General features: G+C 71.1%; 15 protein-coding genes. 6 read left to right on the top strand and 9 right to left on the bottom strand.

Annotated elements, in window-relative coordinates; all coding sequences use genetic code 11:
* Positions 1-14 precede the first annotated feature (14 nt).
* A complete protein-coding gene (locus tag AN233_RS00810; RefSeq protein ID WP_058364982.1) occupies positions 15-833 on the bottom strand; it encodes a sulfurtransferase in 819 nt (272 codons plus the stop codon).
* A 188-nt stretch (positions 834-1021) separates the two neighbouring features.
* On the opposite strand from AN233_RS00810, the gene AN233_RS00815 reads away from it, so the two are divergent.
* The 3 genes from AN233_RS00815 to AN233_RS00825 all read left to right on the top strand — a co-directional run bounded on the left by AN233_RS00815 (position 1022) and on the right by AN233_RS00825 (position 3102).
* Positions 1022-1885, top strand: coding sequence for a sulfurtransferase (locus AN233_RS00815; protein WP_058364983.1), 864 nt, complete (start codon positions 1022-1024; stop codon positions 1883-1885).
* A gap of 121 nt (positions 1886-2006) precedes the next feature.
* Entirely contained in the window at positions 2007-2660 is a 654-nt protein-coding gene (locus tag AN233_RS00820; RefSeq protein WP_058364984.1) for a hypothetical protein, read from the top strand.
* 157 nt (positions 2661-2817) lie between these two features.
* Positions 2818-3102, top strand: a complete 285-nt coding sequence (locus AN233_RS00825) for a DUF357 domain-containing protein (RefSeq protein WP_058364985.1) — start codon at positions 2818-2820, stop codon at positions 3100-3102.
* 30 nt (positions 3103-3132) lie between these two features.
* Here the strand turns inward: AN233_RS00825 and AN233_RS00830 are convergent, their stop codons facing one another.
* From AN233_RS00830 to AN233_RS00850, 5 genes are all read right to left on the bottom strand, one after another.
* Entirely contained in the window at positions 3133-3672 is a 540-nt protein-coding gene (locus AN233_RS00830) for a DUF2062 domain-containing protein (RefSeq protein WP_058364986.1), read from the bottom strand.
* Between the two features lie 82 nt (positions 3673-3754).
* The gene (gene cysS / locus AN233_RS00835; protein WP_058364987.1) at positions 3755-5284 is read right to left on the bottom strand and encodes a cysteine--tRNA ligase; all 1530 of its coding nucleotides are present in this window, start codon (positions 5282-5284) and stop codon (positions 3755-3757) included.
* A 71-nt stretch (positions 5285-5355) separates the two neighbouring features.
* On the bottom strand, positions 5356-6636 hold the full coding sequence (gene ilvA, locus AN233_RS00840) for a threonine ammonia-lyase (RefSeq protein WP_058364988.1): 1281 nt from the start codon (positions 6634-6636) through the stop codon (positions 5356-5358).
* Positions 6637-6727: 91 nt separating this feature from the next.
* Complete coding sequence (locus AN233_RS00845; RefSeq protein ID WP_058364989.1) at positions 6728-6970, bottom strand: hypothetical protein; 243 nt, start codon at positions 6968-6970, stop codon at positions 6728-6730.
* Positions 6971-7044: 74 nt separating this feature from the next.
* Positions 7045-7983, bottom strand: a complete 939-nt coding sequence (locus tag AN233_RS00850; protein ID WP_058364990.1) for a hypothetical protein — start codon at positions 7981-7983, stop codon at positions 7045-7047.
* 149 nt (positions 7984-8132) lie between these two features.
* On the opposite strand from AN233_RS00850, the gene AN233_RS00855 reads away from it, so the two are divergent.
* A complete protein-coding gene (locus AN233_RS00855) occupies positions 8133-9221 on the top strand; it encodes a succinylglutamate desuccinylase/aspartoacylase family protein (RefSeq protein ID WP_080508266.1) in 1089 nt (362 codons plus the stop codon).
* 12 nt (positions 9222-9233) lie between these two features.
* Here the strand turns inward: AN233_RS00855 and AN233_RS00860 are convergent, their stop codons facing one another.
* Positions 9234-10223 carry an oxidoreductase gene (locus tag AN233_RS00860; protein WP_058364991.1) on the bottom strand — a complete coding sequence of 330 codons (990 nt, stop codon included), beginning with the start codon at positions 10221-10223 and terminating at the stop codon, positions 9234-9236.
* Positions 10224-10328: 105 nt separating this feature from the next.
* Between AN233_RS00860 and AN233_RS00865 the strand changes: the two genes are divergently transcribed.
* Complete coding sequence (locus tag AN233_RS00865; protein WP_058364992.1) at positions 10329-11489, top strand: thiolase family protein; 1161 nt, start codon at positions 10329-10331, stop codon at positions 11487-11489.
* On the top strand, positions 11486-11875 hold the full coding sequence (locus AN233_RS00870; protein WP_058364993.1) for a hypothetical protein: 390 nt from the start codon (positions 11486-11488) through the stop codon (positions 11873-11875). Before AN233_RS00865 ends, AN233_RS00870 begins: the two co-directional genes overlap by 4 nt.
* 6 nt (positions 11876-11881) lie before the next feature.
* On the opposite strand, the gene AN233_RS00875 is transcribed toward AN233_RS00870, so the two are convergent.
* Both AN233_RS00875 and purM read right to left on the bottom strand, forming a co-directional pair.
* Complete coding sequence (locus tag AN233_RS00875) at positions 11882-12904, bottom strand: DUF7547 family protein (protein WP_058364994.1); 1023 nt, start codon at positions 12902-12904, stop codon at positions 11882-11884.
* A gap of 221 nt (positions 12905-13125) precedes the next feature.
* Positions 13126-14124 carry a phosphoribosylformylglycinamidine cyclo-ligase gene (purM, locus tag AN233_RS00880; RefSeq protein WP_058364995.1) on the bottom strand — a complete coding sequence of 333 codons (999 nt, stop codon included), beginning with the start codon at positions 14122-14124 and terminating at the stop codon, positions 13126-13128.
* Positions 14125-14230 lie beyond the last annotated feature (106 nt).

A 14230-nucleotide genomic window follows, 5' to 3' on the forward strand; every position in this document is an offset into this window, starting at 1 on the left:
GGCCGGGCGGCCGCTCACTCGTCCTCGCCGGTCCCGCCGCGCGGGGCCGGACCGGTCACCAGCTCGCCGTCCCTGGCGCGCCACTCCGTGAGGCTCCCCTCGTAGATCCCCACGTCGCGGAACCCCAGCCACCGCAACACGACGTAGGTGTGGCTCAGCCGGCGGGCGGTGTTGCAGTAGAGGATCACGGGGTGGTCCGGGGTGACTCCCCGGTCCGCGAACAGTTCCCGCAGCGTCTCGCGGTCCTTCACGCCGCGCGTCCCGGGGTCGACCGCCTCGGTCCAGTCGAACCGCACGGCGCCGGGCAGGTGACCTGCCTCGTACTCCTCGCGGTCGCGGGTGTCCACGAGCACGCCGTCGCCAGCGACCGCGGCGCGCACGCGCTCGGCGTCGACCAGGGGAGAGTCGCGGCCCGTCACGCGCTCCGGCACCACCGCGACCGGATCCGGCGAGACGCCCTCGTCGCTGACCTCGTGCTCGCGCTTCCACGAGCTGAAGTCGCCGTTCAGCAGGCGCACGTCCTCGTAGCCGTACACGAGGGCGGTGACCAGAAACCGGGCGGCGAAGACGCCGTTCGTGTCGTCGTACGCGACGAGGGTCCGGTCCCGGGACAGGCCGGCCTCCCCCAGCAGGTCGGCGAACGCCTCGGCGCCGGGGAGGTGGCCGGCGTCGGCGTCGCCGTCGCTCCGGAACGCGTCGAAGGGGACGTTCACCGCGCCGGGGACGTGGCCGAGCGCGTCGTACTCCCAGGCGTCGCGCACGTCGACGACGCGAACGTCGGGGTCGTCGAGCCGCCCCGCGAGCCACGACGCGTCGACGATGATCTCGTCCATGCCGGTGCCACGGCCGCGAGGGGTTAGACTCCTCGGCTCCCGACACGGCCTGCCGCGGTCGAGGACGCCGCGTCCGAGACCACCGACCGCTCCGACGATCTGGCAAAAACCTCCGATTGATCGGACGAGAGGCGGCTTTCTCCTGCACAGGGTACACTTTACCCAACGCGACCCGTACATCGACGCGTATGGTCGACGATTCATACGCGAACGACGTGCTCGTGTCCGCCGACTGGGTCGAGGCGCGTCTCGACGAGTTCGAGAGCGACGACCCCGCCCTGCGACTGGTGGAGGTCGACGTGGACACCGAGTCCTACGACGAGGCCCACGCGCCCGGCGCGGTCGGGTTCAACTGGGAGACCCAGCTCCAGGACCAGACGCAGCGCGACATCCTCGAGAAGGACGACTTCGAGGAGCTGCTCGGCTCCCACGGCATCTCCGAGGAGTCGACGGTCGTGCTGTACGGCGACAACGCCAACTGGTTCGCGGCGTACGCCTACTGGCAGTTCAAGTACTACGGCCACGACGACGTGCGCCTGCTGGACGGCGGCCGCGAGTACTGGGTCGAGAACGACTACCCGACGACCGACGAGGCGCCCGAGTTCTCCGCGGTCGAGTACGACGCCGCCGGCCCCCACGAGAGCATCCGCGCGTACCGCGACGACGTGGAGAAGGCGATCCGACGCGGCGTGCCGCTCGTCGACGTGCGCTCGCCCGAGGAGTACCGCGGCGAGGTGCTCGCCCCGCCGGGACTCAACGAGACCGCCCAGCGCGGCGGCCACATCCCCGGCGCGAAGAACATCTCGTGGGCGGACGTGACCGACGACGACGGCCTGTTCAAGGGCCGCGACGAGCTCGCGGAGCTGTACGCCGCGGAGGGCATCGAGGGCGAGGAGACCACCGTCGCCTACTGCCGCATCGGCGAGCGCTCCTCGGTCGCGTGGTTCGCGCTCCACGAACTGCTCGGTTACGACGCCGTCAACTACGACGGTTCCTGGACCGAGTGGGGCAACCTCGTCGACGCGCCCATCGAGACGGGCGACGGCGCGTAAGCGGGTCGCTCTGACCGTCGGCCCTGCCGATCCCCCGGCATTTCCGCGGTCCCATCGGTCGTTCCCGCCACCTTCTGGCGCCCCCGCCGGACTTAGGAGCGACCGCGCCGTGAGTCCATTTATGAACGCTGACGCGCTGCTCGAAGGAGTTCGCGAGGCGACCGCGACGGAGCTGTCCAGACTCGGCTCCTCGAAGGCGCTGTACGCCGACACCGGGGGAGACCTCGACGCCGAGACGGTGTTCCGCGCCGCCGAGACCGCCGAGCGCGCCGCCGCGGAGACGTTCGAGGCGTGGGCCGACGCGGAGGCGAACGAGACGGCCGCGGCCGCATACCGTGAGACCGCGGCGGAGGAGCGCGAGCACGCCGAGCGCGTCCGCGAGGAGCTCGACGGGGACGCGGCCGGAGAGGCTGCCGGCGCGTCCGACGAGGAGGGGGTACCCGCACTGGCGGCCCACCTCCGCGGCCTCGACGACACGGTCGCACGCGCCGGGGGATTCCTCGGTCGCGTGCTGGTCGCGGACGAGTCGAAGTCGCAGTACGTCGGCTACTTCGTGGGCGACGCGGACCCGCAGAGCGCCGCCGTCTTCCGCGATCTCCGCGGCGACCTCGAAGGACAACGCGAACGCGCGCTCGACCTGCTGGACGCGGTCTGCGAGACCGAGGCGGACTGGGAGCGCGCCGAGGCCGCCGCGGTCGAGGCCGTCGAAGCGGCCTACGAGGCCCACGTCGAGGCGCTCGAGTCGCTCGGCGTGGACCCGAAGCCGGTCTGTTGAGCGCGGAACGGGAGCCGCCCCGTCGCAATCGGAACAGAAATTTCTCCACAGCGACCGGAACAGAAATCGCCCCGCAGCAACCGGAACAGAAATCGCGCCGTAGTCTCACGCCGCGGCGACCGCGGCGCTTTTTCCCTCCGCCGCCGCACGAACGGGCATGAGCGCCGACCTGGAAGAGAAGACGGACCGCTACGAGCGGATGTTGGCCGACGCGCTCGACGCCGCCGAGCCGCGTCCCCCTGCCGACACGCACCTCGGGCGGGCGGCCGCGGACTGCGCGGAGATGGCCGAGTCCTACCTCGCGGACGGCCGGCATTTCCGCGAGGCCGACGACCCCGTGAACGCGCTGGCGTCGTACTCGTACGGCTACGGCTGGCTCGACGCCGGCGTCCGGATGGGGCTGTTCGAGGTGCCCGAGGACACCGAGCTGTTCACGACCTGATCAGGAACCGCCAGACGTTCGACCCCGCCGTTACTCCTCTGCGGCGTCCTCGTCGCCCTCGACGATCCCCTCGACGCTCTCGACGATGGCGAGGTCCGCGGCGCGGAACGCCTTCACGACGCGGTGGCAGACGAAGTAGCTCGGCACCGCGGCGACGACCGCGAGGATGACGTTGCCGACCACCAGCCGGATCACCACGTCGTTGGCCGCCGAGAGGGTCGGCGCGGTCGGCGTCGCTCCCTCGACCGGCCCGAGCAGGACGGTGCCGAGGGTGAAGCTCGCGCCGTAGACGCCCCACTTCACCGCGGGGTTGAACACCAGCACCGAGGCGAACAGCGCGATCTTCGAGACGCGCTCGAAGAGCCACGCGATGAGGAAGAACAGGAGCACGCCCGTCCCGAGCGTCGGCAACATCGTGATGAAGACGCCGAGCGCGAAGCTCCGCGAGACCTCAACCGAAGAGTACTCGTCCGCGAAGGCGCGTCGGAGCTCCGTCCGGATCCGCTCGGCCCATCGATCGAGCCGGCGCCGGAGCTGCGCCCACCAGCGAGCGAGACGCGCCCGAATCATTGTCGTCCGATAGCCCGGCTCACCTCAAGTAGCTGTCGACGCCGACAGTTCGTCCGGCCGGGAGGAGACGGGACGCGCCCCGCTACTCGAAGCGGTACGTCGGTCCCTCGGAGGAGTCCTCGACGGTCACGCCGACCGCCTCCAGCGCGTCCCGGAGCTCGTCCGCGCGCTCGTACTCGCCCGCCTCTCGGGCCGATTCGCGAAGGTCGAGTACCAGCTCGACCAGCTCCTCGGCCAGTTCGACCTCGCCGCCAGCCTCGGCGCCGGCCGCGCCGAACTGCAGCCCGAGCACGTCGCCGCCGAGTTTCTCGAACGCCTCGACGGCCTCGCGAAGGCCGCGGTAGTCGTAGCCGGAGAGGGCGTCCGCGTCGTCCGCCCCCTCCGCCTCGTCGGCCGTCTCCACCGCGTCGACGTGTCTGTTCACGGCGTCGGTCAGGTCCAGAAGCGCCGCGGTCGCCTCCCGGAGGTTGAGGTCGTCGTCCATGGCCCGCTCGAACTCCTCGCGGGTCGCAGCGACCGCCTCGCGGAGGTCCTCGTCGGTCACCTTCGCGCGGGCGTCGACCGAGTCGACCGCCGCGACCGCGCGGTCGTAGGTGCGCGAGAGCCGGTCCCAGCGCTCCTCGGCCTCCGCGACCGTCTCGTCGGTCAGCGCCTGCTCGGACCGGTAGGCGGCGCCCGCGTAGAAGGTGCGGAGGACATTGACGCCGAGTTCCTCCAGCGCGTCCGGGACGGTCCAGAAGTTACCGATCGAGGAGGACATCTTCTCCCCCTCCATCGAGAGCAGGCCGCAGTGGAGCCAGTAGCGCGCGAACGTCTCGCCCGAGGCGGCCTCCGACTGCGCGATCTCGTTCTCGTGGTGGGGGAAGACGAGGTCGCGGCCGCCCATGTGGATGTCCAGCGTCTCACCGAGGTGCGTGGTCGACATCGCCGAGCACTCGACGTGCCAGCCCGGCCGCCCCTCGCCCCACGGGGAGTCCCACGTCTGTCCCTTCGGCGTCTCCGCGCCGTGGTCGTGTTTGGCGTGTTCGCGGACGGCGGTCTCGCTCACGCCGTCCGCCTTCCAGAGCGCGAAGTCCGCCGGGTTGCGCTTCTCGGAGCGCTCGTCCGGCTCGCCCTGCGCTTCCAGCTCCTCGACGTCCTGGTTGGAGAGCTTGCCGTACTCCGGGAACTCGGTCACGTCGAAGTAGACGGAGCCGTTCGACTCGTAGGCGTAGCCGGCCTCCACCAGCCGCTCGACCAGTTCCACGATCTCCGGGACGTGCTCGGAGACGCGCGGGTACACCTCCGCGCGGAGGAGGTTGAGTCCGCGCATCGACTCGAACACCTCCGCGGTGAACGTCTCGGCCACGTCCGCCTCGCCGGTCCACGCCTCGCGCTCGCCGACGCGGGCGGTGATCTTCTCGTTCACGTCGGTGACGTTCTCGACGTGGCGCACGTCGTAGCCCCGGTAGGCGAGCCAGCGGTGCAGCACGTCCGCGTGGAACCACAGCCGGGCGTGGCCCAGGTGCGGGTCGTCCGAGACCGTCAGCCCACAGACGTACAGCAGAACCTCGTCGTCGGCCGAAAACTCCTCGCGGTCGCCCGTCAGGGTGTTGGTCACGGACAGGGTCATCGCCGGAGCGTACCCGCCCGCGAACTTTGAAAGCGTCGGATCGCGGGGGCGGAGGCGGGACTCGCCCTGCGCTACCGGACGCTCTCCTCCTCCGCCGTCGTGTGGCGCACGTCGAACCCCTCGCTCCGAAGCGCCGCGAGCACGCGTTCGGTGTGGGCGGGGCCGTTCGTCTCCACCTCGAAGACGAGGTCGGCGTCGCCGACCGGGAGGTCCGGACGGCTCCGCTCGTGACGCACCGTCCTGATGTTGGCGCGTTCGGCCCCGATGACCGTCGATATCTCGCCCATCTTCCCCGGCCCTTCGTCGATCCGGACGGTGACCTCCGCGAGCTGGCGGCGGTCGACCAGCGCGTGGGTCAACACCTCCTGCAGCGACGTGATGTCGATGTTCCCGCCGCACAGCACCGGGACGACCGTCTCTCCCTCCACGTCGAGGGCGTCCGACAGCAGCGCCGCGACGCTCACGGCGCCCGCGCCCTCGACCATCTGCTTGGCGCGTTCGAGCAGCAGCAGGATCGCGGCGGCCACGTCGTCGTCGGACACCTCGACCACCTCGTCGACGTGTTCTCGAATGAGGCCGAGCGTCAGTTCGCTCACGCCGCCGGTCGCGATGCCGTCCGCTATCGTGTCCGGCTCCGCGAGGGAGACCGGCTCGCCCTTCTCCAGACTCGCCGCGACGGTCGAGGCGCCCTCCGTCTGGACGCCGACCACGCGCACGTCGGGGTTCCGAGCCTTCACCGCGGTCGCGATGCCGCCGATCAGCCCGCCGCCGCCGATGGGCGCGATGACGGTGTCGGCGTCCGGCACCTGCTCGAGGATCTCCAGCCCGAGCGTCCCCTGTCCGGCGACGATGTCGGGGTCGTCGAAGGCGTGGATGAACCGCACCGCCGGGTCGTCAGCGAGCGTCCGCGCGTGACTCATCGCGGCCGGGAACGCGCTCCCGTGGAGGACGACCTCGGCGCCGTAGCCGCGCGTGGCCTCGATCTTCGTCCCCGGCGCGGACTCGGGCATGACGATGGTCGCGTCGATGCCGGCCTCCCGCGCCGCGATGGCGACCCCCTGCGCGTGGTTGCCCGCGCTCGCGGCGACGACGCGTTCGACCGGCGGCTCCGCCGCACCGTCGGTTTCGCCGTCTTCGGTGCTCCGCCCGTCGACCAGCCGCGAGACGGCGTTGTACGCCCCGCGCGTCTTGAACGACCCCGTGCGCTGGAGGTGTTCCATCTTCAGGACGACCTCGGCGCCGCACCGCTCGCTCAGCGACCGGCTCCGCTCCGTCGACGTGCGCTGGACGATCTCCGCATCCGCCGCCCGCTCGGCTGCGCGTTCGATGTCGGCAATTGTCACGCCGGGCATGGTCCCCGACTCTCCGGCGGCGCTCAAAAGGTTGCGGATCGCGGCGCGGACCGGTTACCCGCCGCGGTGCGGACCGTTCGCTTCGCCGGGTCTACTGGTTTCCCTTTTCGCGGACGTTCCCCTCTCTCGACTCGATCCCCCGGTAGATCCAGATCGCGACCACGTACACCGCGAGGAACAGCAGGTAGCCGGTGACGATCCCCACGAGGCGACCGCGGTCGAGCCCGTCGGGCAGCGTCGCGTCCAAGACGATCAGTCCGACGACGAAGACAACGAAGCTGAACGCCCCCGAGAGGAGGTAGACGCCCAGGTCGGACGAGAGCAGACGCTTCACGACGCCACCTCCGGGGGCTCGCACAATAAACGTCCCGGAGACGGCGGTCGCGTCGGCGCTCCTCGCGGGGATCGCTACTCCTCGCCGAGCAGGGCGTCGAACGCCGCCTCGTCGACGCTCGCTCGACGGACGTGGTCGGAGTCGGTTAGGTCGAAGACCGCCTCCGGTTCGAGGTCGGCCGCCTCGGCCAGGTCGGCCACGCGGTCCGGGTCGAACGCCTCCGCCTCGTGTGGGTCGACTCCCGCCCGGGCGAGCGCGCGCCGAACCGTCCCGTCGTCACGGAGCGAGCGCCGCGTCCCCGTCGACCGGTCGACGCTCCCGAGGTCGCCCTCTAGTTCCGCCTCCTCCTCGACGCGGTCGATGATCGCGGCCCGCACGTCGCTTCGGACGCTGCTCGCACGGCTCGACAGCACCGAGAAGGCCACGAACAGGTCGACCAGGTCCTCGGTCCCGAGGCCGTCGAGCGACTCGACCCCCTCGGCACGCCCCTCGGCGACCGCGGCCGCGCGGAACGCCGGTTCGGGGTCGAACGGGTGGTCCGGTTCGCCCCCGCCGACGGCGTCGGTCCCATCTTCCGCTCCGGGCGCCGGCGGGAACGCCGCGGCGTTCGGGTACTCGAGCCGGCGCATGTCGTGGTCGTCGTCGCGCTTGCCGCTCACGTGTGCCGCGACCGATTTCGGCGGGCCGGCGTACGAGCACCCCTCGACCGGACAGCGCACGCGGTCGGGGGTCGATCCGGACGCGGAGCCGTCCGCCTCGTCCTCGTCGGCGTCGTCTTCCCCCTCATCGGCGTCGTGTTCAACCCCGTCGGGCGCGTCGACGACGCCCGACGGCCCGCTCCGCGCCTCGGTCTCGCCCGATCGGACCGCTGACAGAAACGCCCCCGGTCCGGCGTAGGGGAGCCGGTCCCAGTCGTGTGCGTCGTCGTCCGTGCCGTTGACGTGTGCGGCCACGAGCGAGGGAACGTCGGAGAACCCGCACTCCTCGACCGGACAGTCGGCTCCGTTCGCCATGCCCGGCCGTACGTCGGCATCCGGTTTGAGGGTTCGGGCGTCGTCGGATAGCCGCCGGGCGGCGGCCGGGTGGCCGCCGGTCGGGGGTCCGCGAGTCGACCGCCGGGCAACCGGGCAACGGTTAACCGGATGCCGGTGGTCTCACGGGTATGAGCGACGACGGCGGCGAACGAAGGGGCGGGAGCGGCGGTCCGCGAGGACCGGACGGAGGCGACGGCCCCGAACCATTCCGGTTCGACCGGGACATCGACCCGGGGGAGAAGCGGCACCTCAGGTACGAGGTGTCCGAGACGTACCTCGGCGACCCCGTCGAGATCCCCGTGACGGTCGTCAACGGCGAACGCGGCGGTCCGACGGTGTTCATGACCGCGGCGATCCACGGCGACGAACTCAACGGCGTGAAGGTGCTCCAAGAGGTCGCGGCGCAGTACGACCCCGCGGCGATCCACGGCACGCTCGTGTTGATCCACGTGGCGAACGTGCCGGGGTACCTCGCACAGCAGCGGTATCTCCCGATCTACGACCAGGACCTCAACCGGTCGTTCCCGGGACGCGCGCGGTCGAACACGGCCGAGCGGATGGCCAACGAGATATTTTCCCGATTCATCTCGCAGTGCGACTACGGCCTCGACTTCCACACCTCGACGCGCAACCGGACGACGATGTACCACGTGCGCGCCGACATGGGGAACCCGGAAGTGGAACGCATCGCGCGGGCGTTCGGCGCGAACCTCGTGCTCTCCGGCGAGTCGGACCCGGGGAGCCTGCGGGGGGCCGCGACCGCGAACGGGATCCCGACGATCACCGTCGAGATGGGGAAGGCACACCGGTTCCAGCTCCCCCTGATCGAGCGCGCGCTCGACGGCGTCGAGTCAGTGCTCGCGGAGGTGAACGTGCTCCCGGACGAGCCGGTAGCGTGGCCCGGCTGGTTCAAGACGATCGACGCGGCCGCCGACAAGACGTGGGTGCGCGCGGACGCCGGCGGGCTCGTGGAGATGGAGTACGAACACCCTCTCGTCTACGAGGGCGACGCGATCTGTACCGTCTCGGACCACTTCTCGACACGGGAGAAGACGGTCCGCGCCCCGTTCACCGGCCTGCTGGTCGGCGTGTTACAGAACCCGGTCGCCGCGCCGGGGCATCCCCTCTGCCACCTCGTGAGCGTCGACGACGACACCCTCGCGGAGATCGAACGCGAGATCGAGGATGGGGAGTTCTCGGAACTGCCGTGGGCTTGAGTCGGGAGAGAATCAGCGTGCTTCGGGAAGGTCGTACGCCACGCCGGTCCACGCCTCGGACCGCTCCCACAGCTCCGTCGCGGCCTCGCGGTCGAGCGAGAGCTCGTTCGACTCGGTGACCTCGGGCGCGCCGCGCATGCCGAACAGGCCGCCCGGACCGACGAACTCGCCGCCGGACAGGTCGGGCGCGGTCGCCGCGTAGACGGTGGGGAGCGCGCCGGCGGCGGCGGGCTGGGCGAACAGCGCGTTGGCGGCCCGCATCGCCAGCCGCTTCACGCGGGACCCGTCCGCCTCGGGTCCGCGGGCTTGGAGGTTCGTGTCCGCGTAGCCGGGGTGACAGGCGAAGCTTCGGACGGACGCGCCCGCGGTCGCGAGTCGGCGGTCGAGCTCGTAGGCGAAAAACAGGTTCGCGAGCTTGCTTCGGCCGTACGCGGTCCAGCGGTCGTAGTCGTTCGCCACACCGTCGCCACCCTCGACCGCGTCGAAGTCCGTGTCGCCGCGCTCGTGGAGAGCGCTGGAGACCGTGACGACGCGGCTCGGACCTCGCGCGTCTGCCGCCGATCCGGGGACGCCCGCCCCCGCGCGAAGGCCCTCCAGTAGTCGCCCCGTCAGCGCGAAGTGGCCGACGTGGTTCACCCCGACTTGGTACTCGAAGCCGTCTGCCGTCTCCTCGTAGGGGATCGCCATCACGCCCGCGTTGTTCACGAGTAGGTCGAGGCCGTCGTACGCCTCGTTGACGACGGTCGCGAACGAGGCGACTGAGTCGAGGTCCGCGAGATCCAGCTCGCGCACGTCCAGCGTGCCGGACGGCGTCGCGTCGCGGATCGACGAGACCGCGTCCGCGCCGCGGCTCACGCTCCGACAGCCCATCACCACCGTCGCGCCGTGGTCCGCGAGGGTCCGGGTCGCCTCGTAGCCGATGCCGCTGTTCGCACCGGTCACGACCGCGGTGACGCCGTCGAGGTCGGGCACGTCCGTCTCGTTCCAGCCGCTGCCGAACATGCCCGGCGTTCGGCCCCGAGCAGTATCGGTCTGTCGCCGCCGACACGGGCGTCGGCTCCTCGCCGGAAGGGTACGCTTTAGGCGACCGCCTCGGAACGCCGGGACATGGAACGAGTAGCGATCATCGGCGCGTCGATGACGCGCTTCGGCGAGCGGGACGGCTGGGTCCGCGACCTCCTCGCGGAGGCGGGGGAAGCCTGCCTGCGGGACGCGGGCGTCGCCGGCTCCGACCTCGACCACCTCTACGTCTCGAACATGGCGAGCGGCGAGTTCGAGGGCCAGACCGGGGTCCCGAACGCGCTCGCACACGATCTGAACGCGATGCCGGCGTACACCGCCCGGATCGACCAGACCTCCTCGTCGGGCGGCGCCGGCGTCTACGCCGCGTGGCAGTCGGTCGCCTCCGGCGCGTCCGACCTGACGATGCTCGTCGGCGGCGAGAAGATGACCCACCGGACGACCGCCGAGGCGACCGACGTGATCGCCTCGCTGACGCACCCGGCGGAGTACAAACACGGCGTCACGCTCCCCTCCTTCGCGGGCATGACCGCGCGGCTCTACCTCGACACCTACGACGCCCCGCGCGAGAGCCTCGGGAAGGTCGCGGTGAAGAACCACAGGAACGGCGTGGACAACCCCCACGCGCAGTTCCGGAAGGAGGTCGACCTCGAGACGGTGCTGGAGTCGCCGATCGTGGCCGACCCCCTCCGACTCTACGACTTCTGTCCGATCACGGACGGCTCCGCGGCGCTCCTCTTCTGTCCGGCGGACGTGGCCGAGGAGTACGTCCCGAAAGACGACTACGTGACGATCGAGGGGATCGGGGGCGCGACGGACACCCACGTCGTCCACGAGCGCGCGGACCCGACGACGATGGGCGGCGTCGCCGACTCCTCGGACGACGCCTACGAGATGGCCGGCCTCGGTCCGGACGACGTGGACGTGGCGGAACTGCACGACATGTTCACAATCCTGGAGTTCCTCCAGAGCGAGGACCTCGGCTTCTTCGAGAAGGGGAAGGGGTGGAAGGCGGTCGAGGAGGGCGTCACCGACCGCGACGGCGACCTCCCGATCAACACCTCCGGCGGCCTGAAGTCGAAGGGTCACCCCCTCGGCGCCTCGGGCGTCGCGCAGGTGTACGAGATATTCGCCCAGCTCACCGGGCAGGCGGGCGACAGACAGGTCGAGGCCGACGTGGGGCTGGCGTGTAACGTGGGCGGGTTCGGCAACTGCGTCACCACCGCGGTGATGGAGGGGCACCGATGAGCGACGACCCCGTCTTCGAGGCCGCCGAGTACGCCAGCGGCGCGGTGTCGTACCCGCCGCATCCGGTCGGGCCCGAGGGTACCGAGCGCGTCGGGACCGTGGACCTCTCGGACCGCGAGGCGACCGTGATCACGTGGACGGAGTCGACCGCAACACCGCCGGGCGTCCGCCAGCCGAACACGCTCGCCATCGTCGAGTTCGAGATGGGCGACGACTACGACGGCCCGCCGGTGCGCGCGCTCGGCCAGGTCGTCGAGGGCGAAGGCGTGGAGATCGGCGATGCGGTCACCCCGACCTACGCGGAAGAACTGCGCGAACCGGGCGCCGGCATCCGCGAGCCGGCGAGTCAGGACTGGGACGGTTTCCGGTTCGAGCCGGTCGAGTAGCGCGGGTCAGGCGCCCGGGTCCGCGTCGTCAGCATCGCCGTTTCTGTCACCCTCATCAGCATCGCCGTTTCTGTCACCCTCGTCAGCATCGCCGTTTCTGTCACCCTCGTCAGCATCGCCGTTTCTGTCACCCTCGTCAGCATCGCCGTTTCTGTCACCTCCGTCCGCCCCGCCGACCGTCCCGTCCTCGCGGTCCCTCTTCCGGCGGTCGAGTTCGTCCTTTATCGACTCCAGTTCGGACTCGACATCGACCGCCGGTCTGTCGTCCGCCTCAGCGTCCTCGGCCGCGTCCTCACTTTCGTTCCTCTCGTCGCCTGCCTCGTCGGGGTCGCGGACGTCGATGGTCACCGGGCCGGTGTCGCGGAGACCACCGCTTCCGCCGCGGTCATCCTCGGGTCCGCGTCCGCTCCCCCGCTCTCGTTCCTCCCGAACCCGCGCCTCGATCTCGGCGGAGAGGTCGCGGGCGTCGTCCAAGATCGTCCGTGAAGCCTCGTCCTCCGGCAAGTCCGTCTCCTCGAGCGCGCGCCGCAGTTCGGCGAGCGACCGCGCCAACCCGCGTTCGGCCTCCGAGCGCACGTCCGCGAGCCCCTCGCGCGTCGCGTCCGTGGCCGCTCGTCCGAGCACGCCGCCGGTCGAGCGCGCGTCGTCCCCCGACTCGCGGAGGTCGCGTTCGGGGTCGACCAGTCTGAGCGTCGCCCGAAGCAGTTCCAGCGACTTGATCGTCGCCTCAAGGGTCGCGATCAGCGTCGGGATGGTGTACTGTTCGGTGAACCGCAGGAGCTCGGAGAGCCGAGGCGGACGCGGTATCCCCGGCGGCCTCGGGGGGCGTGGGAGGGGGCTTGTGGTGGGCGGGCCGCGTCGGTCGTGGTCACGTCGTGGCTCCCCCTCCACATCGCGGAGTTCCGCCCGGAGGTCGCGGAGCGTCGCCTCCAACTCGTCGAGGCGCGCCGCCAACTCCGCCTCCGTGGGCTGTCGGTCGGAATCGTCGCCGGCGTCCTGCGGACCGTCGGCGTCGTCGCGGGGGCTCATGACCTGACGGTTGGAACGCCGGGGTGAAAGCCCTCCCGGCGATTCGCCTCGACGGCGCCACCCGGACACCTAAATACGGAAGCGCGCCACCCGGCGCGTGGTCTGAGAACGGCCCGCGTCGGTCACGGCGGGAGCGCGGCGCGCCGACGCGACGACCAGGACACGCGCCGCCTGTTCGCCATCCGTACCGCCAGCCGCGGCTCCGCGTACCGTCCGCGGCCCTACAGCTCCAGCCCGCGGATCGCCACGCCCTCGCCGTCCTCGACGCGGCCGATCACGCGGCCGTCCGTCGCCTCTGCGAGCGCCGCGGCCGCCTCGGGGTCCGACGCCGCCACGAACCCCGTGCCCATGTTGAACGTCCGGTGCATCTCCTCGTCGGAGACGTTCCCCTCGGACTGGACGAACTCGAAGATCGGCTGCGCGTCGAAGGGGTCGTCGACGACGTATCGGTGGTCGCCGAGCCGTTCGAGGTTCGTCCAGCCGCCGCCGGTGACGTGTGCGGCGCCGCGGACGCCGTGATCGCGCATCGGGGTCAGGAGGTCCGTGTAGATGCGCGTCGGCTCCAGCAGCGCCTCGCCCAGCGTGTCGTAGCCGTCGAAGGGACACGGATCGTCGTAGTCGTGGTCGCGCGTCACGGCTTCGCGGGCGAGCGTGAGGCCGTTCGAGTGGACGCCCGAGGAGCGCCAGCCGACGAGCGCGTCGCCCGGCTCCGCCGCGCCGTCGAAGACGCCGTCCTTCGCGGCCAGCCCCGCGCAGGCGCCGGCCAGATCCAGGCCCTTGATCACGTCGGGCATCACGGCGGTCTCGCCGCCGACGAGTTCCACGTCCGCGAGCTCCGCCGCGCGGTCGAGCCCCTCGCCGACCTGCTCCGCGAACGCCTCATCCGGCTCCTCGACCGCGAGGTAGTCGACGAACGCCACCGGGCGCACGCCCGCGGCGACGAGGTCGTTGACGTTCATCGCCATGCAGTCGATCCCGACCGTCGAGTAGTCGCCCAGCGCCTCCGCGACCAGCAGCTTGGTCCCGACGCCGTCGGTCGCCAGCGCGAGGTAGCGGTCGCCGATGTCCAGCAGGCCGGCGTAGTCGCTGCCGTCTCCGTCTCCGGCACCGACCGCGCCCACGAGCGCGGCCGTCGCGGCCTCGCTCGCCTCGATGTCGACGCCCGACTCCGCGTACGTGAGCCCCTCCTCTTCTTCGGTCTCCCCGTCGCCTTCGCTCATGCCCGTGAGGCTGCCGCCGTGCGACTAAAGCGCGTCGGTATCAGCACGAATATCTACAGGTCTACGCCTAGACGAGGACAGAAAAGGCACGTTCTTGGATCGGGAC

This window comes from Haloparvum sedimenti (assembly GCF_001462205.1).
GTDB classification, from domain to species: domain Archaea; phylum Halobacteriota; class Halobacteria; order Halobacteriales; family Haloferacaceae; genus Haloparvum; species Haloparvum sedimenti.